Source organism: Acidovorax sp. (assembly GCF_016783915.1).
Lineage (GTDB): Bacteria > Pseudomonadota > Gammaproteobacteria > Burkholderiales > Burkholderiaceae_C > Acidovorax.
Map to the genome: position 1 here is coordinate 79192 of NZ_JADHVT010000004.1, position 24089 is coordinate 103280.

Here is a 24089-nt window from a genome sequence, read left to right on the forward strand (position 1 = left end):
TAAATAGCAATGATGAGACGAGCTGGAGGGCCTTGGTCCACCAGCTCGACGACCTCAGCCGCGGCGCGGCTTGCGCGCTTTGCCTTTGCTGGACTTACCCGCCACCGCCTTCTTGACCGATGCTTTAAGCGACTGGATCGGCGAACGCGCGGCCCGCTCGCGGGTCAGGCCCGCCTGCTCGGTGGCAGATGGACCTGCGGCCTTGTCGGCCTTGCGTCCGCCGGACCGACCACCCGCCTTGCGGGCACCACCACCAGCCCCCTCGGTGCCCACACCCTTGTCCTTGAGCGCGCGGCCCAGCAGCTCCTCGCCTTCGCGCACCAGGCGGAAGTCGATCTTGCGCCCGTCCAGATCCACACGGCTCACCTGCACCCGCACCCGCGCGCCGATGGCGTAGCGGATACCTGTGCGCTCGCCGCGCAGCTCCTGGCGCGCCTCGTCGAACTTGAAGTATTCGCCGCCCAATTCGGTGATGTGCACCAGCCCCTCGACGTACATCGCGTCCAGCGTCACGAAGATGCCGAAGCTCGTCGCAGCACTGACCACGCCACTGTATTCCTCGCCCAGGTGCTCGCGCATGTACTTGCACTTGAGCCAGGCTTCCACATCGCGGCTGGCCTCGTCGGCGCGGCGCTCGTTGGCACTGCAGTGCAGGCCTGCGGCCTCCCAGGCCTGGGTGTCGCGGCTGGGCGGTTTCACATCCTTGCGTGGCTTGGCGCCAGGTGCGGCCACGCGGGCCGCCAGCCGTTTGGCCAGCTTGGCATGGGCTTCGCCGGGTGTGGGCAAGGACGGCAGCGCGTACTTCGTCTTGCTCAGGATGGCCTTGATGACCCGGTGCACCAGCAAGTCGGGATACCGACGAATGGGGCTGGTGAAATGGGTGTAGGCATCGAACGCCAGGCCAAAGTGCCCACTGTTGACGGGCGTGTAGATGGCCTGCTGCATGGAGCGCAGCAGCATGGTGTGGATCTGCTGTGCGTCGGGCCGATCCTTGGTCGCCGTAGCAATCGCCTGGAAGTCGCCCGGCTTGGGATCGTCGCCAATCGTCATGCCCACAGCCATGGCCTTGAGGTAGTTGCGCAGGATCTCCTGCTTCTCGGGCGTGGGGCCTTCGTGCACGCGGAACAGGCCCGGCTGGCCACCCTGCGCAATGAAGTCGGCGCTGCACACGTTGGCCGCCAGCATGGCCTCCTCGATGAGCTTGTGCGCGTCGTTGCGGGTGCGCGGCACGATCTTTTCGATGCGGCCGTTTTCGTCGCAGACGATCTGCGTCTCGGTGGTCTCGAAGTCCACGGCGCCACGTTGCTGGCGTGCAATGAGAAGCGCACGGTACACGTCATGCAGGTTGAGCAGGTCCTTGACGCGGTCCTTGCGCTTGCTGGCCTCCGGGCCGCGCGTATTGGCCAGGATGGCTGCGACCTCAGTGTACGTGAAGCGCGCGTGGCTGAACATCACAGCCGGGTAGAACTGGTACGCATGCACCTCGCCCTTGGCGGTGACCAGCATGTCGCAGACCATGCACAGGCGCTCCACCTCGGGGTTGAGCGAGCAGAGCCCGTTGCTGAGCTTCTCGGGCAGCATGGGGATCACGCGGCGCGGAAAGTACACGCTGGTGGCACGGTCGTAGGCATCGATGTCGATGGCGCTGCCCGTTTCCACATAGTGGCTCACGTCGGCAATCGCCACCAGCAGACGCCAGCCCTTGCTGCGGCCGACCTTGGCGGGCTCGCAATACACGGCATCGTCGAAGTCGCGCGCGTCTTCGCCGTCGATAGTGACCAGGGGCACATCGGTCAGGTCCACGCGGCGCCTCTTGTCCTGCGCACGCACCTTGTCGGGCAGCTCCTTGGCCTGGGCCAGGCAATCGGCCGAGAACTCGTGCGGCACGCCGTATTTGCGCACCGCGATCTCGATCTCCATGCCGGGATCGTCCACCTCGCCGAGCACTTCGGTGATGCGGCCCACGGGCTGGCCGAACAGCGCGGGAGGTTCTGTCAACTCAACCACCACGACCTGCCCAGGCTTCGCGGCGCCCGTGGCGCCCTTGGGGATCAGTACATCCTGGCCATAGCGCTTGTCTTCGGGAGCCACGAGCCACACACCACTTTCCTGCAGCAGTCGGCCGATGATGGGCTGGGGTGGACGTTCGATGATTTCCACAACGCGGCCTTCGGGACGGCCACGGCGGTCCTGGCGCACGATGCGCACGCGCACACGGTCCTTGTGCAGGACTGCGCGCATTTCGTTCGGGGGGATATAGATGTCGCCTTCGCCATCGTCGCGGATGACGAAACCGTGTCCATCACGGTGCCCTTGCACGCTGCCTTCGATCTCTTGCGACAAATGTGTGGCTGGCTGCGTGCCGGGGGTGGATTTTTTGTTATACAATCTTAGTCTTTCCTGAAATGCCCAGGTGGCGGAATTGGTAGACGCACTAGTTTCAGGTACTAGCGAGTAACATCGTGGAGGTTCGAGTCCTCTCCTGGGCACCAAGTTTAACGAGAACCAGCGATGGTTTTCAAAATATCGAAGCCGCTGTACACCCAGCGGCTTTTTTATTTGCTGATATGTTTTGCGCGCCCTGCTGCGGCCAAAGATTTTTGAGCCGATGGCACATTTTTTTGAAAACTCTCCAGAAGCCCGAATTTCTTGTCCTATAATTCGAGGCTGATCTGAAAGCCCAGGTGGCGGAATTGGTAGACGCACTAGTTTCAGGTACTAGCGAGTAACATCGTGGAGGTTCGAGTCCTCTCCTGGGCACCAAACATATAAAAAGCCGTTGCATCCGCAACGGCTTTTTTGTTTTCAAACCATCAAAGCAAAGAAAAAAACGAGACCGCCAGCGGTCTCGTTTTTCGTTCTGTCTGCTGCCCTGAGGGTACACGCGCCGCGGCGCGCGCCCCAGCCCTTCAACTACTTGCGCAGCAGCGTCTTGAGCACGTTCTGCAAACGGCGCGCGTTCGCCGCATCGCTATTGCTCGCCAGCACGCGCGCCACATCCTGACCCCATGTCTGGGTGGGCGCAGGGTCGTTGCGGCGCGTCAGCAACTGCAGTTGCAACATGCGCCGCGCGGCAATGTGCTCTGCAGGCGTTGGGGCCTCGGCCGCCATTTCAAGGCGCAGCAGCGCTTCTGCCGCATCGCCCTTGGGCGCTGCCGACAATGCCTGTGTCCAGGCACTGCGCACCGATGCCGTCACACCTGAACCCAGATCTTGCGTGCCGGGGACCAGCGCAGCATCGCGCTTTTCCCATGCGGTCAACAGCTGGGTCAAGGCTTCGCCGTGGGCCTGCGCGGCCAACTTCTTCAGAGCCAGCTGTGCGTGCTCCATCGCCTCGCGCTGTGCGCGGAACGCTGTGTCACCCAGACGGGGGCCACGGTCCTCGAACGCCGGGCGATCACCAAAACGGCCACCTCGATCAGCACGATCGCCCATGCGGCCATCAGTGCGTGGGCCACGGGCACCGTCTCGGTCACCAGGGCGCCCATCACGGCGGTCACCAGGGCGCGCACCACGGCCGGTGGCTACCGGAGCGTCTTTTTTCATGCCAGGGCGATCATCCCCACGCACAGCCACAACAGGTCGTGCAGCAGGCTTGGGGGTCGCGGGTACGGGTGCAGGCGCTGCGGCAGTAGCATCACCACCTTCCACAGCCTCCACAGAGGCATCCGCTCCGACTTCGGTAGCAAGGGGAGCAGCGGGAGCAGCATTCACCTGGACTTCGGCGTGCGACTGTGCATCCTTGTTGGCCGTGGCGACAGCTTCGGCCGCCTGGGCCTGTCCGCGCAATGCGGCTTCCAGCGCCTGCATGGCAGCGCGGATCTGCTGCGCATCACCAGTGGCGTTGGCTGCTTCCAGCGCCTTGGAGGCCTCCAGAACCACGCGGTCCCGCGCACTCAGCTCGGTGACAGCGCGATCACGATCCACCGACTTGCGATTGAACGCTTCATCAATGGGCTTGCGGAAAGCGTCCCACAGCTTTTGCTCGTGCTTGCGATCCAGCGGCACCGTCTGCGCCTCGGCTTGCCAGCGCTGCTGCAGTGCCTTGACGGCATCGATACGCAGCGACGGAGCTGCGCCAAGGGCTGTGGCCTCGTCGATCATCGCGTGGCGACGCGCCAGGCTTTCCTTCTGCGCGGACTCCAGTGGTGCAGCAGCCAGGGCAATGGCCTGCTTCCACAACGGCTGCAGTTCGGCAAAGATTTTTTCACCCACATGGCCGCCTTCGCGCCAGCGGTCACCAAACTGGTACAGCGCACGATTGATGGCCTTCCAGTCGCCCGACGCAGCATGCTCTTGCGCCCAGGCCTTGACCTCTTCGATCAGCGCCAGACGTTGCGCCTTGTGCTCGGCCGCTTCGGAGCGGATCTTCTCCAGCCATGCTTCCACGACCTTGTGCGCTGCGTTGCAGGCTTCGTCAAACTTCTTCCAGAGAGCGTGGTTGGGGGCACCGCCCTGGTCTGCCTGCTTCCACTGGTCTCGCAGATTGCGCAGAGTCTCCTGCATTTTGCGGCCACCCAGAGCCTGCCCCTCTGGGCGGTTGAGCAGGGCTTCGGCCTTGGCCACCAGGTCCTCACGCACCTGGTCTGCGCTCCAGCGCTGCCAGCCTTCCAGTTCACCGGCAGCCACCAGCGCCGAGTGCACCTGCTGCTCCAGGGCGTTGTCAATGTGTTTGCCATGCACCTTGAGCACAGCACGCAATGCAGCTGCCGCGCCAGCGCTGGCCTTGCCATGGCCTTCGGCAGTTTCTTTTTCGAGCGTCGCCAACGCATCACGCACCAGTTGGTGGGCTTTTTCGATCACCTCTGGCGCCACCTTGGGTTTGGCGACACGGGCTGGCTTGCTGGCCGCTGCTGAAGCAGCCGCAGCGGCGGCGGCCTCCGTGGGCAGGCCACGGGCAGCGCGCAATTCGTCCGCCCACACCGGCACGGGAGGCAGGGGCGCGGAGACATCTTCTGCCGCTGCAGCCGCCTGGGCGACTGCGGGCTGAAAAGCCTCCCACACCACCAGCAACTGGGTGCGAGAGGCATCCAGCAAAGGGGGGAACCGCGCTTCGACGCTCGCCCAGCTCGCATCGCCCGTGAGCTCCTGGGCCTGCTCCTGCCAGCGTGCGACATCGGCGCGCAGCAGCTCCAGCGCAGCATGTGCATCACGCCAAGGTTTGGTGGAGAGCACTTCAATGCGCTGCGCCAGCAGCACAGCGGCCTCGCGCTGCACCTGCACACGGTGCTGCAGGTCTTCGATGACCTTCACACGGTCCGCCAGCTGCACCTTGAGCAGCGACAGCGGCTCGCGCGAAAGAGGCGCGCCGGCCTTGGCGGCATCACGTTGCCAAGCCAGGGCATCTGCAATATTGAGCTTGGGGGCGGCCAGCAGGGCCTGGGCCTTGTCCGCCCACTCAGCCGCAATGGCCTCCTGCCCCTTGGCACGGCGGATTTCGTCCAGACGTTCGCGCACGGCGCGGGCTGCGCCCTTGTCACGTCCGCTCAGCTCCTTGAACACCTCCTGCAGCTGCTCGGGGGCTGGCTGCGTCGCCAGCCAGTCGCGGATACGGGAGGCGCGCTCACCCGACGTGGCGGCAGAGAAAGCGCCGCCGGTCAGCGCATCGAGCGGGTGCGGCTCGTGGGTTTTGGCCGGGGCCGGATTCACTTCAGGTGCGTCGGACATTTTGCTGCGGGAAAAAAATGGAAACATGGATCCAATGAATAACGAAGGCGTCCCAGGCGCAGGGCCTGGGGCCGTGCCCGAGCGACCGCACCATGCGCACGCGAGGGCAACAAAGGGGCTATTTTCACCGGATTGGGCCAGCAGGCCGTAGCGGGGTGCATCATCAACACCAGCAAGGTGATCTGGCACAAGGCTCTGCGAGACAAGCTGCCCCGCTGATGGACCTCTGCGAGGACGCCGCGCGACACTCCGGGCGAAGGGTCGCCGCTCTAGGGAACAGCCCCCATTATCTATATATAAGACAGCGCCGCCCACACACATGGCGAAGCACCAATAAGAAAGCCCAACGAGCAGTGCCTGAAGGGCCTGCCCGCCGGGCTTGACGGCTGACACAACGGTCTTTGCCATCGATCGCGATGCGGAGAGAAAGGTCCGCATGGCGAGGAGGCAAGGTATTGCCTCCAGGGGTTGCCATGGAAGCGGCATCTGCTGCACCTCGGCACTGAATGCCCTCGGAGGGAGACTTCGCTTCGTCTGGCGATGCCTGAAATCTACAGGCGCCTCCACCTTATCAAACTCGCTTCGCCAACTCAAATCGGATTCTCAATGGCGGCGAAACGCCCGATTGAATTTGACATGGAGATGTCAGCCACCACCTGCCAGCCCACAGCGCTAAACGGCCCCTCACCCCACAAAAACTGTGATTTTTTACATAGTTTTCATAATTTTTATGTCTAAAAAAGAATTTTGTTAGTATTGACTATGCATTTAGTGAGCTTCTAGAATCCGCCAGCCCCAAAAACAGGGCTAGTACAAACCCCAATCGCTGCCGAACCCGGCTAAGTCAACCCAGGGCGCCAAGCACTCCACAGACGTGCAGCCCGGACTTGATGGCGTACCAATCCAGGCGACCTGCCAGAAAAGCACAGTCCACCGTGACTGCCTCGCTCCACTGGCCCGCCTCAGAAAGGAAGAGCTATGACAGCGTCAGGAAAAATAGTCTCCGGCGTGCGAACCTTCGCGGCCGACGTGACCGAAGGTTTTCTTGAAATCACCCACAACAGCTTCGCCCTTATTGGCTTGGCCGTTGCCTTTGTCGTCATTGCCCTCACTGCACGGCCCGATCTGCGCCAGGCCGGCGAAGAGCAACTGATGAACTGGCTGCAAGCCCGCCAGGTTGAAATGCTGGGCATGCCCATCGAGCCGGAGGCAAGCGAGCGCGCCACGGCCGTCAACCCCAAAGATCTGCCCAAGGAACAGGCAGCTGTGGCCTTCTGGCTCAGCAAGAAGTACCGCGTGGCACCTGAGCCTCTGAGCGCACTGGTGGCAGAGGCTTACGAGATTGGCACCCGCGCCAAGATCGACCCTACCCTGATCCTGGCCATCATGGCCATCGAGTCGAGCTTCAATCCGTTTGCCGAAAGCGCCGTGGGCGCACAGGGACTCATGCAGGTGATGACCCGCGTGCACACCGACAAGTACCAGAGCTTTGGCGGCCACTTTGCCGCCTTTGACCCGGTGAGCAACCTGCGGGTGGGTGTGAAGGTGCTGCAGGAATGCATCGCCCGCGCTGGCTCGCTCGAAGGCGGTCTGCGCTTTTATGTGGGTGCTGGCAACATGGCCGACGATGGAGGCTACGCAGCCAAGGTGATGGCGGAGCATCTCCGCTTGCGCCAGGTGGCCGGTGGCCGCGCAATTCCTTTCAATCCTCCGCCATCCTTGTCTACCCAGGCTCCGGTACAGAGCATTCCTGCGGCAGCACCCCGCACCACGCCCCCGGCAGCAGCCAGCGACAAGGTGGCACTGCTGACACCTGACTTGTAAACCAGTAGGTTACCCGGCGCGCCCTGGGAACGACCTTTGCACCAAGTGGTTTGGAGGTTTGTATGGTGTGCCAATGGCGCAGTGTCGGCTACACTAGAGGTGCACGCGACTGGCGATAGGCGCTGCATCCAGCCGATGGATGTTGCCGCTGACGTGGAAACCAGCAAGAACCTACTTCTTGTGAACCACTGGGAAGCGTGCCGCAGGGGTCCAGCCCCATGCGTTCAGCCGTTCGCCTGGGCAGCCCTTGTTTCAAGGGACACAAGTTCATAGGACTGCCAATCATGTACGACCGCAATATTCTTGTCGAACAAACCGACCCCGAGCTGTTTGCTGCCATCCAGGCCGAGAACGCGCGCCAAGAGCACCACATCGAGCTGATCGCCAGCGAGAACTACGCCTCCCCCGCCGTGATGTGGGCCCAGGGCACCCAGCTGACCAACAAATACGCCGAAGGCTATCCAGGCAAGCGCTACTACGGTGGCTGCGAGCATGTGGACGTAGCCGAACAACTGGCCATTGACCGCGTCAAGCAGCTGTTCGGCGCAGAAGCCGCCAACGTGCAGCCCCACTGCGGTGCGTCGGCTAACGAGGCCGTGTTCCTGGCCTTCTTGAAGCCCGGCGACACCATCATGGGCATGAGCCTGGCCGAAGGCGGCCACCTGACTCACGGCATGCCCCTGAACATGTCCGGCAAGTGGTTCAACGTGGTTTCCTATGGTCTGGATGCGAACGAAGCCATCGACTATGAAGCGATGGAAAAGAAGGCCCACGAGACCAAGCCCAAGCTCATCATCGCCGGTGCCTCGGCTTACAGCCTGCACATCGACTTTGCACGTTTTGCCAAGGTGGCCAAGGACGTGGGCGCGATCTTCATGGTGGACATGGCCCACTACGCTGGCCTGATCGCCGCTGGCGTGTACCCCAACCCCGTGCCCCACGCTGACGTGGTCACATCGACCACGCACAAGAGCCTGCGCGGCCCCCGTGGCGGCATCATCCTGATGAAGGCCCAGCACGAAAAGGCCATCAACAGCGCCATCTTCCCCGGCCTGCAAGGCGGCCCGCTGATGCACGTGATCGCAGCCAAGGCAGTGGCTTTCAAGGAAGCGCTGCAGCCAGAGTTCAAAACTTACCAGGAACAAGTCGCCAAGAACGCCAAGGTAGTGGCCGAGACGCTGACCGCACGCGGCCTGCGCATCGTGAGCGGCGGCACGCAAAGCCACGTCATGCTGGTGGACCTGCGCGCCAAGGGCATTACCGGCAAGGAAGCCGAGGCCGTGCTCGGTGCCGCCCACATGACCATCAACAAGAACGCGATCCCCAACGACCCTGAAAAGCCGATGGTGACCAGCGGCGTGCGCATTGGCACCCCCGCCATGACCACGCGTGGCTTCAAGGAAGAAGAAGCCCGCATCACGGCGAATCTGATTGCCGACGTGCTGGACAACCCGCGCGACGAGGCCAACATCGCTGCCGTGCGCGCCAAGGTCAATGCGTTGACCGCTCGCTTCCCTGTCTACGGCTAAATCCCCAGCCAAGAGCCATGAAGTGCCCCTTCTGCAGCCACCTCGAAACGCAAGTCGTTGAAACGCGGGTGTCTGAGGATGGGGTCTTCATCCGCCGCCGCCGCCAGTGCGGCGCGTGTGACAAGCGCTTCACCACGTACGAGCGGCCGGAGGTGAGCTTTCCGGCCATCGTCAAAAAGGACGGGCGCCGCATTGAATACGACCGGGGCAAGCTGCTGGCTTCGTTCAATCTGGCATTGCGCAAGCGCCCTGTCAGCACCGACCAGATCGACAGCGCCATCGAGCGCATCGAAGAAAAACTGCTCAACCTGGGGCAGCGCGAAGTAATCTCCAGCCGCATTGGCGAGCTGGTCATGCGCGAGCTCAAGAAGCTCGACAAGGTGGCCTATATCCGCTTTGCCAGTGTGTACCGCAGCTTTGAAGACATCGACGACTTCCGCGCCATGGTGGATGAGGTGCGCAAGTAGCAGTGTGTTCCCCGGAGTGGCCGTCGCGCTGATGCCCTCTCCGTGTCCTCCTACCCCCCTGCTACCTTGTCTGCGCGATGCAGCGCGAGGGGCCACTGGCACGGATTGCACGTTGCAACGTTCGGCCATGGCCCCTGCGCATGTCGCGCATGCTACTTCGCAGAAGCTATTAATTTGATAGCTACTGCAGCATGATGGACTAGCGCTTCAGGCGGTTTTTACGTCAAAACTACCGCACAGCACTCAGGCAAGGTCCGCGCAAGTGCCCGACAATGCGCGCGGTGAAAACTCGCCATTTCCTGCAGCTGGTGCTGCTGTCTGCCCTGTGGGGCGCTTCCTTTCTGTTCATCCGCGTCGCCAGTCCGGTTCTGGGCCCCAATGTCATGGCCGCGCTGCGGATTGGCCTGGCCACTCTCACACTGATCGGCATCATGCGGTGGGCGGGCGAGCCCTGGCCCTGGCGCCACTGGCGTGAGCTGCTGGGGCTTGGCACGCTGACGGTGGCAGTACCCTTTCTGCTGTACGCCTGGGCGGCCCTGCACCTGCCTGCGGGCTACAGCTCGCTACTCAACACCATGGCCGTGCCGTTTGGCGTGATTGCCGCCGCCTGGATGAAGGAGGACACGCTGAGCACGCGCAAATGGGCGGGCTGCCTTTGCGGCTTTGCAGGGGTCGCGCTGATCGTGCAGCTGGGGCCTGTGGCGCCCACCTCATCGGTGCTGCTCGCGGCGGGCGCGTGCGTGGCAGCCGCGGCCTGTTATGGCCTGTCTCTCACCTGGATGAAACGGGCGACAAAGCGCATGTCGCCGCTGTCGATTGCCGCAGGCATCCACGCTGCAGCCCTGTTGCTGCTGCTACCGGGGGCGGCATGGACCTTGCCCGCCGCGCGTTTTACTCCAGAGGCACTGGCCGCCGTGGCCGTGATGGGCATCGTGACCTCAGGGCTGGCGTACTGGCTCAACCTGCGGGTCCTCAAACATGTCTCGCCCGTGGCCGCCATGAGTTCCGCCTTCATGATCCCGCTGTTTGGTGTGGCCTGGGGGCATGTGTTTCTGGGCGAGGCCCTGGGGCCGGGCATGCTCTGGGGTGGCACCTTGGTGCTGGTGGCGACCGGGCTGGTCACAGGTTTTAACCCCCTGCGATGGCTGGGTGCTTTGCGCCGCACCGAAGGCTGACCCACTGCCCCACTGACTGACCGAGCGACCCAGCGCCGGAGACGGGCTTCAGCGCGCGACGGTCGCGACGCGGGTGATACGGTTGGTGGTTGGCGGCATCACTGGGCTTTGCAGGCGGAAATAGGACTCCAGCGCGTCCAGATCCAGCGCCCCCACGCGCCGGTCCTGGCCTTGCGTCAACACTGTGAAGTTGTCGCCGCCGCTGTCCAGGAAGCTGCTCATCACCACACGCACCGACTGCGTGTCTGTCACTGGCGCGCCATTCAGCACCATGTGGCTGATGCGCGCCCCGGCAGGCTGGCTCAGGTCGTAGCGGTAACTGAACCCACTGGATACCGACAGCACCCGGGGTCTCTGCACAGTGTTGCCGGCGCTGGCGAACTGCTGCTCCAGCACCGCGCGGATCTGCGCTCCCGTGAAGGTCTTCACCACCAGCTGGTTGCCAAAAGGCTGCACCGCATACAGCTGGCCATAACGCACCAGGCCTTGCCCATCAGGCACCAGGTCGGCGCGCAGGCCGCCCGGGTTCATGAAGGACAGCTGCGCACCACCGTCCGCAGGCGCTCGCGTGGCCAGCAACTGGGCGTCCGCTACCAGGTTGCCCAGCACGCTCTCCAGCGCCGCATTGGGTTGGCGGCGCATGGCCCCCTGGGCCTGGCCCACCGGCCGCTGGGCCAGTGGAATGGCGGCAGCGCGGTAGGTGTCGATGATCTTTTGCACGCCGGGATCCGCAGGGAACGTCGGCACGGCAGTGGTCAGCGGCACCAGCCCCTGGGCGCCGATGAAGGCCTCGCCCTGCACCACCACATTGCGCGCCGTCTTGCTCACCAGGCGGCGGGTCTGCGTATCCACGCGCAGCTGGATGTCGGTGAGCAGCGTGCCGTACTGGCCCGCACTTGTCAGCAAGAAGGGCTTGGCCGGGTTCACACGGCTGTAGTCGCATACATAGGCCTGGTGCGTGTGGCCGGAGACCACCACATCCACGGCCGGGTCCAGGCGCTCCAGGATGGGCACGATGTCGCCCGACAGACCTGCGCAGCTGGTCTCCTGCACGCCCGCCGTGGTGCCCCCGCCTTCATGGATGGCCACCACGATCACATCGGCGCCTTGGGCCTTGAGCTGAGGGATCAGCGCGTTGGCCGTGGCCGCCTCGTCCTCAAAACGCAGCCCAGCGACCCCGGACGGGCTGACCATGGTCGGCGTAGCCTGCAGCGTGAGGCCGATAAACCCCATGGTGACGGTGACACCGCCTTCGGTAAACCGCTTGAGCCCCGTGGCGGGCAGCAGGGTGCGGCCGTCCTCGCGCACCGTGTTGGCCGCGAGCAGGCCAAATTGGGCCCCCTCAAAAGGCTTGCTGATGCGGCAGGGCTCGCGCGAGGTGAACTTCTCGCAGCCCCCGTGCTGCAAGCGCAGCAATTCGCGCCAGCCCCGGTCAAATTCGTGGTTGCCCACCGCATTGAAGTCGATTTGCATGCGGTTGACGGCCTCGATGGTGGGCTCGTCCAAAAACAGCGACGACACCAGCGGCGACGCCCCCACCATGTCGCCTGCCGACACCACCGCGTGATGACGGGACTGTGCCTTGAGGGCCGCCATGGCGCTGGCAAAGTACGCCATGCCCCCGGCAGGCGCCAGCACCGGGCCGGTGGGCCCCTGCACGCGGTGCGCCATGTGGGGCGGCTCCAGATTGCCGTGCAGGTCGTTGAAGCCGATGAGGGTGATGTCGATGGTGGGTCGCGTGGCCTCAGCCACCGGCGCGGGAGCCCCCGGGCTGGTGCAACCGGTCAGCCACAGTGCCACGCTGACCAGCGCCACGCCGCAGCTACCCCGCAGGGCCCAGCGAATGCGCGCCGTGTGACCGTCAGCCTTCAACAAGCCGTTGCTCATAGGAAAGAGACCGCCCGCAGGACGGCGCAAAAAGGAGAGGTTTACAGAAACGATGCCTGGATCGGCGGCACGGGTGGCACCACGTCGCCGCACTGGGCACGGTGGCGCAGTGCGTGCTCCATCACCACCAGCGCCAGCAGCGCCTCGGCAATTGGCGCAGCACGAATGCCGACGCACGGGTCGTGGCGGCCCTTGGTGATCACCTCTGTACTCTTGCCATGGATGTCGATGGACTCGCGCGGGCTGATGATGGAGCTGGTGGGCTTGATGGCAATGCTGACCTCCAGGTCCTGCCCCGTGCTGATGCCGCCCAGCACGCCACCCGCATTGTTGGTGCGAAAGCCCTGGGGCGTCATCGAATCACCATGCATCGTGCCCCGGTGGGCCACGCTGGCAAAACCGGCGCCAATCTCCACGCCCTTCACGGCGTTCAGGCCCATCATGGCGTGGGCAATGTCTGCGTCCAGCTTGTCGTACAGCGGCTCGCCCAGGCCCACAGGCACGCCCGTGGCCTGCACGCGGATGCGGGCGCCACACGAATCCCCCGCTTTGCGCAGGGCGTCCATGTAGTCCTCGTACTGCTGCACGTCGGCCACAGGGGCAAAGAAGGGGTTGCTCTGCACGTGGTCCCAGCTCTCGAACGGGATGGCCAGCTCGCCCAGCTGCGTCATGCATGCACGGAACTGCGTGCCGTATTGCTGAGCCAGCCACTTCTTGGCCACCGCGCCTGCGGCCACCGTGGGCGCCGTCAGGCGGGCCGACGACCGGCCACCGCCGCGCGGGTCGCGGATGCCGTACTTGTGCCAGTACGTGTAGTCAGCATGGCCGGGGCGAAAGCTCTCCGCGATGTTGCTGTAGTCCTTGCTGCGCTGGTCGGTGTTGCGGATCAAAAGCGCAATGGGTGTGCCGGTGGTCTTGCCTTCGTACACGCCGGAGAGGATTTCCACCGCATCGGGCTCGTTACGCTGCGTGACGTGGCGGCTGGTGCCCGGGCGGCGCCGGTCCAGGTCGGCCTGAATGTCTGTTTCGGTGAGCGACATGCCGGGCGGGCAACCGTCGATCACGCAGCCAATGGCCGGGCCGTGGGATTCACCAAAGTTGGTGACTGCGAATAAGGTACCGATGGTGTTGCCGCTCATGGCGGGGATTATCCCAGAGCCCCAGGGAGCCATCGCGCAACACCACCGGTCTACCGGGGCGCACCACTGCGCACCCGAGAAATCTACCATTGCAATGTCGCATGCGCGGGGCCCGATGGGGGCCGTGGCCCCCAGGCACGGGCAGGACATATCTCGCTTGGCAGGGCTCTGGGCGCTTGTTAGCATGTAACCATCGATTTCTGGGATCTACATGCCCGCCCTCGCGCCACCCTCTCCGGGTCCAACATCGCCGTCCCGCACCCTTCTGACTGCCGCACTGGCAGATGCACCGCTTCGCCGCGCACTGGATGCCAGCGACAACGCCGTCGTCCTGACCAACAGCGCCAAACGGGTGGTCTACATCAACGAAGGGTTCACACGGCTGTTTGGCTACCAGCCCGCCGAGGTGCTGGGCAGGCACCTGAGCGAGGTCTTGCTGGGCCCCCACTCCGATCCGGACCTCCTCGAAAGCATCCGGGGCAATGTGCTGACCAAAGGCAGTTTTCGTACGGACACCCTGCTTTACAGCAAGGCGGGGCAACCGCGCTGGGTGTCGCTGGTGATCAATGCGTCCGACGAAAGCTCGGGCGGACCGGGAGGCAGCATCTCGATCTTGACCGACATCACGCTCACCAAGATGCACGAGGTGCTGCAGACGCGTGTGCTCGAAGGCATGGTCAACGAGTTGCCCCTGCCCGAACTGATGGCACTGGTCTGCCGCGAGGTCGAACGCATTGCGCCCGAGGTCACCGCTACCATCCTGGCGGTGGACGCACAGGGCCGGCTGCACCCGCTGGCAGCGCCCAGCCTGCCAGCCATCATCAGCCGCGCGCTGGACGGACTGGCCATTGGCCCCACGGCAGGGTCGTGCGGCACCGCGGCTTTCCGCAACGCGCCCGTGGTGGTCACCGATATAGCCACAGACCCGCTCTGGGACGACTACCGTGACCTGTTTGCACCGAGCGGCCTGCGCGCCTGCTGGTCCAGCCCCATCCGTGACCACCGGGGTCAGCCGATCGGCACCTTCGCGTTCTATTTCCGCGAGCCGCGCGCACCCGACGCGCTGCATCAGCGCCTGGTCGATGTGTGCCTGCACCTGTGCGCATTGGCCATCGAACGCGACAGCACGCACCAGCGCATCCACCAGCTGGCGTTTTTTGACGTGTTGACCGGGCTGCCCAACCGCGCACTCTTTCGGAACAGCGCCGAACGCACACTGACCGACCTGCGGCAGAGTGGCCACACAGGCGCCCTGCTGTATCTGGACCTGGACCGGTTCAAGCAGGTCAATGACACCCAGGGGCACGCTGCGGGTGATCTGCTACTGAGCGAAGTGGCCCAGCGACTGACCCAGGGCTTGCGCGCCCGCGACCTGATTGCCCGCCTGTCGGGTGACGAATTTGTGCTGCTGTTGTCCGAGTGCACCACCGAACAGGCCGTGCAAAGCGCCCACCGTGTGCTGCACGACATTGCCCAGCCGCTGGATATTTTTGGGCAGACCCACGTGCCCCACGCGAGCATCGGCATTGCGATGTTTCCAAACGATGGTGACACCATCGACACCCTGCTGCGCCATGCCGACCAGGCCATGCACCAGGCCAAGAGCGACCATCGCCACAGCCTGCAGCTGTTCAGCGCCGAGATGAACCGCCGCGCCCAGGAGCGCGCCTCGCTGGAGCGTGCGCTGCAGCAGGCACTGTCCGACCGCAGCCTCACGCTGCACTACCAGCCGCAGGTGCTCAGCGGCTCCCCCGGCATATTGCACGGTGTGGAGGCTCTGGCGCGCTGGAACCACCCGCAGTGGGGCATGGTGCCACCGTCGCAGTTCATCCCTGTGGCCGAGGACGCCGGCCTGATCCATGACTTGACCTTGTGGTTGCTGGACGAAGCCTGCCGCCAGCTGGCGGCCTGGCGCGCTGCGGGCCACGATGTACCCTGCGTGGCCGTCAACCTGTCGGGCCGCAGCTTCCACCGGCCCGAATTTGCGCAGGAGATCGGCGATGCGCTGCAGCGCCATGGCCTGCGCGCCAGCGATGTGCTGCTGGAGATCACGGAGAGTGTGATGATGGATGCGCGGCCCGTCACGCTGCAGAACATCGAGGCCCTGCACCACCAGGGTTTCAAGCTGTCCCTGGATGACTTCGGCACCGGCTATTCCAGCCTGAGCTACCTGCACCGCCTGCCCATCAGCGAGCTCAAGCTCGACATGGCTTTTGTGCAGGACCTCACCACCAGCGCCACGGCGCGCGCCCTCACGGTGTCGGTGCTGAGCATTGCGCACAGCCTGGGCATGGTGGTGGTGGCTGAGGGGGTGGAGACCACCGGCCAGCAGCAGTGGCTGCAGGCCCACGGCTGCCCGGTCATGCAGGGCTACCTGTTCGGCAAGCCGCTACCACCCGATGAGATCGAGGCTTGGCTCTGCGCCCAGGCGCCTCGCCCCTATCGCTGACCTGGCTAGAGACACATCTGTGCCGTCATGCCGGGGCGCGGGCCTCGCGCCCTGCCCACAACCTCAGGTACGGGGTTCTTCTTCCGGCCAGTCCCGGATGTAGGCCTTGAGCATCTTGTTCTCGAAGTTCTGGCTGTCCACCACGGCCTTGGCCACATCATAGAAGCTGATAACGCCCATCAGCATGCGGCGGTCCATCACGGGCATGTAGCGTGCGTGGCGGTCCAGCATCATGCGGCGCACTTCGTCCATGTCGGTTTCGAGGGTGCAGGTCAGGGGCGCATCGTCCATGGCCGTGCGCACCAGCATCGTGCCCACGCTGCCGCCGTTCTTGACCAGCGCCTGGATCACTTCGCGGAAGGTGAGCATGCCCACCAGGTCGCCATGCTCCATCACCACCAGCGAGCCAATGTCGCGCTCTGCCATCAGGCTCACGGCACCCGCCAGCGGCTCGTCCGGCGATGCGGTGTAGAGGGTGTTGCCTTTGACGCGAAGGATGTCGCTGACTTTCATGGTGCGGAGTCTCCGGGGGATCGGGAAGAATCGGAAAGAGTATGTGTGGGCCCGCACACACCAGCACATCCGCTGGGGTTGCCCAGGTGCTGCAGGCTGTTTGTCGGCAAATATAGCCCACAATGCCCGCCTGCATTGACAACATGGGAGACACACAGATGCCCGGTTACTCCGACCCCGGCTTTGACACGCTGGCGCTGCACGCAGGCGCCAGCCCCGACCCCGCCACCGGCGCGCGCGCCGTGCCCATCCACCTGACCACCTCGTTCGTCTTCGAGTCGAGCGACCACGCCGCGTCCCTCTTCAATCTGGAGCGCGGCGGCCATGTGTACAGCCGCATCAGCAACCCCACCAATGCGGTACTGGAGCAGCGCGTGGCCGCCCTGGAAGGGGGCGTGGGCGCCATCGCCACCGCCAGCGGCCAGGCCGCGCTGCACCTGGCCATCGCCACACTCATGGGCGCGGGCAGCCACATCGTGGCCAGCACGGCGCTGTATGGCGGATCGCAGAACCTGCTGCACTACACGCTGTCACGCTTCGGCATCGAGACCACGTTTGTGAAGCCCGGCGATATCGACGGCTGGCGCGCCGCTGTGCGCCCCAACACCAAGCTGTTTTTTGGCGAGACTGTGGGCAACCCCGGCCTGGATGTGCTGGACATCCCCACCGTATCCTCCATCGCTCACGAGGCCGGCGTGCCGCTGCTGGTGGACTCCACCCTGACCTCGCCCTGGCTCATCAAGCCTTTTGAACATGGAGCGGATCTGGTCTACCACTCGGCCACCAAGTTCCTCTCGGGCCACGGCACGGTGGTGGGGGGCATCGTGGTGGACGGAGGGAGCTTTGACTGGGACGGTCCAAAGTCGGCCGGCAAATTTGCCGAGCTGACGCAGCCCTACGACGGCTTTCACAACATGGTGTTCACCGAAGAGAGCACCGTGGGTGCCTTTCTGCTTCGCGCGCGGCGCGAGGGCCTGCGCGACTTTGGCGCCTGCATGAGCCCGCACACCGCCTGGCTCATCCTGCAAGGCATCGAGACCCTGCCGCTGCGCATGGCGCAGCACATGCGCAACACGGAGAAGGTCGTCGAATTTTTGGCCGCGCAGCCGTTCGTTTCGCGCGTGGGCCACCCGTTGCTGGAGTCTCACCCCAGCCATGCCTTGGCGCAAAAGCTGCTGCCACGCGGTGCGGGCTCGGTGTTCAGCTTTGACCTCAAGGGCAACCGCGAGCAGGGCAAGAAGTTCATCGAAACCCTCAAGGTCTTCAGCCACCTGGCCAATGTGGGCGACTGCCGCAGCCTGGTGATCCACCCGGCCAGCACCACGCATTTCCGCATGAGCGACGAAGCGCTGGCGGGCGCAGGCATCAGCCAGGGCACGATCCGCCTGTCCATCGGCCTCGAAGATGCCGACGACCTCATTGACGACCTGAAACGCGCGCTCAAAGCCGCAGAAAAGGCGGGGGCCTGACCATGCACATCCAAGTCAACGGTGCCGCCATCTACTGCTACACCGGCGGCAAGGCATTTGATGCCGCCAAACCGACCGTGGTGTTCATCCACGGCGTGCTCAACGACCACAGCGTGTGGGCCCTGCAAAGCCGCTACATGGCCAACCACGGCTGGAACGTTCTGGCCATCGACCTGCCCGGCCACTGCCGCAGTGGCGGCGATGCCCCCGCCACGGTGGAGCAAGGCGCGGACTTCATCGGCGCGCTGCTCGATGCCGCGGGCGTGCAGCGCGCGGCGCTGGTAGGCCACAGCTGGGGTTCCCTCATCGCCATGGAAGCCGCTGCGCGCCTGAAGGACCGCATCAGCCACCTGGTGCTGGTGGGCACCGCCTTCCCGATGAAGGTGTCGCCCGCACTCATCGAGGCCTCGCAGACCGACCCGGAGAAGGCGATGCGCATGGTCAATGTGTTTTCCCGCAGCACCCTGTCTGCGCCCCCGTCGGCCCTGGGCCCGGGCACCTGGGTGTTTGGTGCGGGCATGGCGCTGGGGCGCAAGGTGCTGCGCAGCAATACGGCAGTCAACGTGTTCCACCGGGGATTTGTGGCCTGTGACAGCTATGCCGGTGGCGAAGCGGCCATGGCGCAACTGACCTGCCCCGTGCTGTTTGCGCTGGGCAGCCAGGACCAGATGACGGCGCCCAAGGCCGCACAGGGACTCGTCAAGGCCGCCCAGGCGGCGGGCAAGCAGGTGCAGACCGCCCATCTGCCCGTGGGGCACAACCAGATGACCGAGGCGCCTGAAGAGACACTGGCCGCAATCCGGGACTTCCTGGCCCGGTGACTCCCAAACCCCGGCGCGCTGGCAGGCCCGCCGGGGCCTTCAGAACCCGTTCAAAGCGGCAGACCCGTTGGCGACACCACACCCGCACTGCCCCGCTGGTGCGCACCGGGGCCACGGCGTATAACGCGGGCAGAGCCCCAACGCCGCCCGGAGACAACGCCATGACCACCCAGACTGCCACCCCGCAACCAGCGCCCAGCACGGACCCTCGGGCCTTCAAGCGCTTCGCGGACTTCTACCCGTTCTACCTGAGCGAACACAGCAACCGCACATGCCGCCGCCTGCATTTTGTGGGCTCCACGCTCACGCTGGTCTGCCTGGCCATGCTGGTGGCCACGGGCAAGCCCCAGTACCTGCTATACGGCCTGCTCTGCGGCTACGGCTTTGCCTGGGTGGGGCACTTCGGCTTTGAAAAGAACAAGCCCGCCAGCTTCAAGCGCCCGCTGTACAGCTTCATGGGCGACTGGGTCATGTACAAGGACATCTGGACGGGTAAAGTGCCCCTGTGAGATGACTTGAAGCCCAAGAGGCTGGAAACGCTAGTGCAACCTGCCTCTTTAGCTATTATTTATATAGCAATGAGCCGCCACTTGAAGGCAGTCATCCACCCCGGTTAACGCGCCTGCAACACATCCGCCATGCGCAAGCTTTCGAGCCTGGCGTTGACCCACAGCGGCCCCAGGCTGTCCACGCGCTGCAGCAGCAAGCGCTGCACCAGGGGCGCAAGCAAGGTGCTTTCCGGGTCGGCCAGCAGCACATAGCGGGACTCGGGCACGTCGGCTGCACTCACCGCAGCATCGGCCACCTGTCCGACCCAGTCCAGCGCGGTCAGGGCTTCCAGCACGGGTTCCAGCTGCAATCCATCGACCCGCAGCAACTGGGCCAGCTGGCTGGGGCGCAGGCCCTTGATGGGCTGCTGGCGCGCACGGTGCAGCGCCTGCAGCACCTCCACCGCCAGCTGAAACGTCCAGCCCGCTACCGTGCCGCGCCGTGCCACCCCCGCCAGCAGGCTGGGCAGGTACGCGGTCACCACCGCCCCAAGCAGCACGATGACCCAGGCCACATAGATCCAGACCAGCAAGATGGGCAGCGTGGCAAACGCGCCGTACACCACGGAATAGGTGGGCACCTTGCCCAGGTACACCGCCAGCACCTTCTTGGCCAGCTCGATGCACACCGCGACAAAAAAGCCGCCCGTCCAGGCGTGCCGCCATTTCACCGGCGTGTTGGGCACATAGTGGTACAGCGACGCCATGCCGCCCGCCAGCACCACAAACTGGATCGAATCGAACAGCAACTGCACGCCATCCGGCAGGCGCTTGACCAGCCCGCCCGAGGCCGACATCACATACGAAGTGAGGGCCAAGCTCGCGCCCATCAGCAACGGGCCGAGCGTGATAGCCGCCCAGTAGATCAGCACACGCTGTCCCAGCGGCCGCAGGCGCTGCACGCGCCAGATGTCGTTGAGCGTACGGTCGATGGTCAGGATCAGTGCCAGCGCCGTGGCCAGCAGGATGCTGAACCCCGCCACCCCCAGGCTGCTGGCCTTGGCCGCAAACTGCGTGAGGTAGCCCAGCACCTGCCGCGAGATGCTGTCGGGCACCAGGCTGCTGACCAGCCAGCCCTGCAGCGCGTCCTGCAGCTTGCCGAAGATGGGAAATGCGGTGAACACCGCCAGCGCCACCGTAAAAAACGGCACCAGCGCCAGGATGGTGGTGAAGGTGAGGCTGCTGGCCGTGAGGCCCAGGTGGTCCTCACGAAAGCGCTCACGCAGCGTCTGGGCCGTGGTCTTCCATGGGAAGTGCGACAGCTCATTGATCAACGCCTCGGTGCGCGACGCTACTGTCTGTATGGAAAAAGGCATGGCCGATATGATGCCACCCCAATGACCGACTCTCCCACCGCCCCTGCCTCCCCTCTCACACCGTCCGACAACGGCGTTGCCGCCACACGCTGGGTAGCCACCGGCAGCCTGCTCGCCCTGATTGTTCTGTGCCTGGCCTGGGAACTGGTGCTGGCCCCCTTGCGCCCAGGCGGCACCTGGCTGGCGATCAAGGCCCTGCCGCTGTGCATCCCGCTGGCAGGCATCCTGAAAAACCGCATGTACACCTACCGCTGGGTCAGCCTGGTGATCTGGCTGTACTTCACCGAAGGCGTGGTGCGCGGCTGGGGCGACAAGCCCCCATCGCAATGGCTGGCCTGGGGCGAAGTGGCCTTGTGCCTCGTGCTGTTCACCGCCTGCACGCTGCATGTGCGCGTGCGCCAGCGCAACGCCAAGGCAGCCGCCGCTGCGGCGGAAGCCAGCGCAGCGCCACCCGCCCCCTGATGCCCATGTCGCAGCCCTCCGCTACCCGATCAACCCACTGAACCCGTCGCTTCACCCATGACCACCTTGCTCGACACCCTGCGCACCATCGTCGGCCCCGCCCATGTGCTCAACGAAGGCGATCTCACCGCCTGGGAACAGGACTGGCGCCGCCGCGTACGCGGCAAGGCCCTGGCCGTGGTGCGCCCTGCCAATACGCAAGAGGTGGCCGCTGTGGTCAAGGCCTGTGCGGCAGCGGGCACCGCGATCGTTCCGCAAGGCGGCAACACCGGTCTGGCCGTGGGCTCGACGCCCGATGACAGCGGCACACAGATCGTGCTGAGCCTCACGCGCATGAACGCGGTGCGCAGCGTGGACACCGACAACCTGACCATGACGGTAGAAGCGGGCTGCATCCTGCAGAACCTGCAGGACGTGGCCGAGAAGGCCGGCGTGCTCTTCCCTCTGAGCCTCGCTGCCGAGGGCAGCTGCACCATTGGCGGCAACCTGGGCACCAACGCAGGCGGCACGCAGGTGGTGCGCTACGGCAATGCGCGCGACCTGTGCCTGGGCCTCGAAGTGGTCACGCCGCAGGGTGAGGTGTGGGACGGCCTCAAGGGCCTGCGCAAGGACAACACCGGCTACGACCTGCTCGACCTGTTCGTCGGCAGCGAAGGCACGCTGGGCATCATCACCGCCGCGACGATGAAGCTCTACCCCGAGCCCGCCGCGCGCCTCACCGCCTGGGCCGCTGTGCCATCCATGGAGCACGCCGTGGCGCTGCTGGGCCTGGCGCACAAGCAGCTGGGCGCGGGCCTCACGGGCTTTGAGGTAATGGGCCAGTTTGCGCTGAGCCTGGTGGGCAAACACATGCCGCAGCTGCGCGTGCCCTTTCTGGGCGACGACAACGCGCCCTGGTGCGTGCTGCTCGAAAACTCCGACAGCGAATCCGAAGAACACGCGCGTGCACGGTTTGAATCGCTGCTGGAGACCGCGTTTGAAATGGGCTGCGTGACCGACGCCGTGGTGGCCGAGAACCTCACGCAGGCGCACCAGCTGTGGCACATCCGCGAGAGCATTCCGCTCGCCCAGGCCGAAGAGGGCCTGAACATCAAGCACGACATCTCGGTGCAGATCTCGCGCATCCCTGCCTTTGTGGCCCACACCGACGCGGTGCTGCAGCGCGAGATCCCCGGCGTGCGCCTGGTCAACTTCGGCCACCTGGGCGACGGCAACCTGCACTACAACGTGCAGGCACCGGCAGAAGGCGACCCCAAGGCCTTCCTGCGCGAGCACGAGGCGCATGTGAACCACCTGGTGTACGAGGCCGTGGCCGAGTTTGGCGGCTCGTTCTCGGCCGAGCATGGCATCGGCGAACTCAAGGCCGACAAGCTCGCCAAGTACCAGTCGCCCGTGGCGCTTGGCATGATGCGCGCCATCAAGCAGGCGCTGGACCCGCAGGGCATCATGAACCCGAAGCGCGTGCTGCAGTAAACCCACAGAAAGCTGACCCATGACCGCTGCCGTGACTGTGCGCCCGGTTCAACCCGAAGACTACGCCGCCTGGCGACCGCTCTGGGACGGCTACAACGCGTTCTACGGCCGCTTTGGCGCCACCGCGCTGCCTGAGCACATCACGCAAGCCACCTGGCAGCGGTTTCATGACGCGGCAGAGCCCATGTTCTGCCTGGTGGCGCAGGACGATGCCACCGGCGAACTCCTGGGCCTCACGCACTATCTGTTTCACCGCAGCATGACGCGCATCGAGCCCGTGTGCTACCTCAGCGACCTGTTCACCCACGAAGCCGCGCGCGGCCGGGGCGTGGGACGGGCGCTGATCGAAGCGGTGTACGGCGCAGCGCGCGCCGCCCGATCTTCCCGCGTGTACTGGCAAACCCACGAGACCAATGCCGCCGGGCGCCAGCTATATGACAAGCTGGCCAAGCACCATGGTTTCATCGTGTACGCACAAGAACTTTGACAGCCACACAAGGTCCGCCCATGACACTGCCTGATCTGCACCGCGCCATCGCCGAACACAAAGGCACGTTCTCCTGTGAGCGCATCAACAAGCCGCAAGAGACCAAAACGGTGAATTTTCAGCACCACATCCAGCCCCCCGCTGCGCTGGATGCCCCCCTGCCCGGTGTGGGCCAGCTCGCCGCTTTCTACGCCACGTTCGGCGGCGTGCTGCTGTACCACGATGCCGACTCGGGCGACGCCGCCCGCTACATCGCCCCACCCGCTGAATGGCCCACGCTGCAAGAGGCGTTTGAGGGCTGGACAGAACACCTGAGCGACGAAGAACGCGAAGAGATCCTGCCCGACTGGATCGAGCACTGCCAAGTGATTGGCGAGACACCCCATTCGGGCAACTACATCCTGATGGCGACCGATGGCGAGTGCGCCGGCCAGGTGTTCGAGTTCGACCACGACGGTTTTGAATTCACCCACGTGGCTGACGACCTGGTGGACTATGTGCAGCGCCTCCTCCACCTCGACAGCCCCACGCTGGCCAACATCGCTTCGCACATGCGCTTCATCGACAAGGACACGGGGGCACAGTGGTGGATTCTGGAAATGAGCGACAACCAGGGCCACCGGGTGCGTACCGACGTGTGAGCTGCGGCAGGGGTGGGAGCACCCATAGCTATAAAAATGAGAGCTTTCAGCGCATATAAATTGGGCGCCAGAGGCCATTTTTACTAGAACATTCGCCCTCCCGTCCGTGACACGAAGGGCAACGCCACTGCAGAAAAGGTGACGTCACAACACCTTGCGCATTGGCTGTGCCTTTAGCCCCGCCCAGGTTTGCCCCGCTCCATGCGGCACATAGCCAAGGCG

18 protein-coding genes, 2 tRNA genes and 1 riboswitch are annotated in these 24089 nt (G+C 64.7%); of the genes, 14 read left to right on the plus strand and 6 right to left on the minus strand.

Annotation, left to right across the window (positions count from 1 at the left end; translation table 11 throughout):
- Positions 1-54: 54 nt before the first annotated feature.
- A complete protein-coding gene (gene rnr / locus ISS20_RS01995; protein ID WP_291433193.1) occupies positions 55-2388 on the minus strand; it encodes a ribonuclease R in 2334 nt (777 codons plus the stop codon).
- Positions 2389-2407: 19 nt separating this feature from the next.
- On the opposite strand from rnr, the gene ISS20_RS02000 reads away from it, so the two are divergent.
- Together ISS20_RS02000 and ISS20_RS02005 are read left to right on the plus strand one after the other, a co-directional pair.
- Positions 2408-2492: transfer RNA gene (locus tag ISS20_RS02000), tRNA-Leu, on the plus strand.
- Between the two features lie 186 nt (positions 2493-2678).
- Positions 2679-2763: transfer RNA gene (locus tag ISS20_RS02005), tRNA-Leu, on the plus strand.
- Between the two features lie 150 nt (positions 2764-2913).
- Here the strand turns inward: ISS20_RS02005 and ISS20_RS02010 are convergent.
- On the minus strand, positions 2914-5694 hold the full coding sequence (locus ISS20_RS02010) for a DUF349 domain-containing protein (protein WP_291433195.1): 2781 nt from the start codon (positions 5692-5694) through the stop codon (positions 2914-2916).
- Between the two features lie 951 nt (positions 5695-6645).
- Between ISS20_RS02010 and ISS20_RS02015 the strand changes: the two genes are divergently transcribed.
- The 4 genes from ISS20_RS02015 (at position 6646) to ISS20_RS02030 (ending at position 10662) form a co-directional block, all read left to right on the plus strand.
- Positions 6646-7491 carry a lytic transglycosylase domain-containing protein gene (locus ISS20_RS02015; protein ID WP_291433197.1) on the plus strand — a complete coding sequence of 282 codons (846 nt, stop codon included), beginning with the start codon at positions 6646-6648 and terminating at the stop codon, positions 7489-7491.
- Positions 7492-7586: 95 nt separating this feature from the next.
- A riboswitch (ZMP/ZTP riboswitch) is annotated at positions 7587-7740 on the plus strand.
- Between the two features lie 35 nt (positions 7741-7775).
- Positions 7776-9020, plus strand: coding sequence for a serine hydroxymethyltransferase (gene glyA, locus ISS20_RS02020; RefSeq protein WP_291433199.1), 1245 nt, complete (start codon positions 7776-7778; stop codon positions 9018-9020).
- 17 nt (positions 9021-9037) lie between these two features.
- The gene (nrdR, locus tag ISS20_RS02025; RefSeq protein WP_291433201.1) at positions 9038-9487 is read left to right on the plus strand and encodes a transcriptional regulator NrdR; all 450 of its coding nucleotides are present in this window, start codon (positions 9038-9040) and stop codon (positions 9485-9487) included.
- 272 nt (positions 9488-9759) lie between these two features.
- Entirely contained in the window at positions 9760-10662 is a 903-nt protein-coding gene (locus ISS20_RS02030) for a DMT family transporter (protein ID WP_291433203.1), read from the plus strand.
- A 48-nt stretch (positions 10663-10710) separates the two neighbouring features.
- Here the strand turns inward: ISS20_RS02030 and ISS20_RS02035 are convergent, their stop codons facing one another.
- Positions 10711-12549, minus strand: coding sequence for a bifunctional metallophosphatase/5'-nucleotidase (locus ISS20_RS02035; protein WP_291433205.1), 1839 nt, complete (start codon positions 12547-12549; stop codon positions 10711-10713).
- A 41-nt stretch (positions 12550-12590) separates the two neighbouring features.
- Positions 12591-13688, minus strand: a complete 1098-nt coding sequence (gene aroC / locus ISS20_RS02040) for a chorismate synthase (RefSeq protein ID WP_291433207.1) — start codon at positions 13686-13688, stop codon at positions 12591-12593.
- Positions 13689-13899: 211 nt separating this feature from the next.
- On the opposite strand from aroC, the gene ISS20_RS02045 reads away from it, so the two are divergent.
- Positions 13900-16137: an EAL domain-containing protein gene (locus ISS20_RS02045; protein WP_291433209.1), complete on the plus strand. Its 2238-nt coding sequence runs from the start codon at positions 13900-13902 to the stop codon at positions 16135-16137.
- A 63-nt stretch (positions 16138-16200) separates the two neighbouring features.
- On the opposite strand, the gene ISS20_RS02050 is transcribed toward ISS20_RS02045, so the two are convergent.
- Positions 16201-16650, minus strand: a complete 450-nt coding sequence (locus tag ISS20_RS02050; protein ID WP_015013536.1) for a CBS domain-containing protein — start codon at positions 16648-16650, stop codon at positions 16201-16203.
- A 158-nt stretch (positions 16651-16808) separates the two neighbouring features.
- On the opposite strand from ISS20_RS02050, the gene ISS20_RS02055 reads away from it, so the two are divergent.
- The 3 genes from ISS20_RS02055 to ISS20_RS02065 all read left to right on the plus strand — a co-directional run bounded on the left by ISS20_RS02055 (position 16809) and on the right by ISS20_RS02065 (position 19449).
- A complete protein-coding gene (locus tag ISS20_RS02055; protein ID WP_056743725.1) occupies positions 16809-18119 on the plus strand; it encodes an O-acetylhomoserine aminocarboxypropyltransferase in 1311 nt (436 codons plus the stop codon).
- 2 nt (positions 18120-18121) lie between these two features.
- Positions 18122-18940, plus strand: coding sequence for an alpha/beta hydrolase (locus ISS20_RS02060; protein WP_291433215.1), 819 nt, complete (start codon positions 18122-18124; stop codon positions 18938-18940).
- A gap of 161 nt (positions 18941-19101) precedes the next feature.
- A complete protein-coding gene (locus ISS20_RS02065) occupies positions 19102-19449 on the plus strand; it encodes an Mpo1-like protein (RefSeq protein ID WP_056743649.1) in 348 nt (115 codons plus the stop codon).
- 104 nt (positions 19450-19553) lie between these two features.
- Here ISS20_RS02065 and ISS20_RS02070 read toward each other — a convergent pair whose 3' ends face one another.
- Positions 19554-20804: a YihY family inner membrane protein gene (locus ISS20_RS02070; protein WP_291433217.1), complete on the minus strand. Its 1251-nt coding sequence runs from the start codon at positions 20802-20804 to the stop codon at positions 19554-19556.
- Positions 20805-20825: 21 nt separating this feature from the next.
- On the opposite strand from ISS20_RS02070, the gene ISS20_RS02075 reads away from it, so the two are divergent.
- The 4 genes from ISS20_RS02075 to ISS20_RS02090 are packed head-to-tail and all read left to right on the plus strand — an operon-like array spanning position 20826 to position 23867.
- Positions 20826-21266, plus strand: coding sequence for a DUF2069 domain-containing protein (locus ISS20_RS02075; RefSeq protein WP_116749480.1), 441 nt, complete (start codon positions 20826-20828; stop codon positions 21264-21266).
- Between the two features lie 57 nt (positions 21267-21323).
- Positions 21324-22739, plus strand: a complete 1416-nt coding sequence (locus ISS20_RS02080) for an FAD-binding oxidoreductase (RefSeq protein WP_291433222.1) — start codon at positions 21324-21326, stop codon at positions 22737-22739.
- Between the two features lie 19 nt (positions 22740-22758).
- Positions 22759-23226: a GNAT family N-acetyltransferase gene (locus ISS20_RS02085; RefSeq protein WP_291433224.1), complete on the plus strand. Its 468-nt coding sequence runs from the start codon at positions 22759-22761 to the stop codon at positions 23224-23226.
- Between the two features lie 20 nt (positions 23227-23246).
- Entirely contained in the window at positions 23247-23867 is a 621-nt protein-coding gene (locus tag ISS20_RS02090; protein ID WP_291433226.1) for an SMI1/KNR4 family protein, read from the plus strand.
- The last annotated feature ends 222 nt before the right edge of the window (positions 23868-24089 follow it).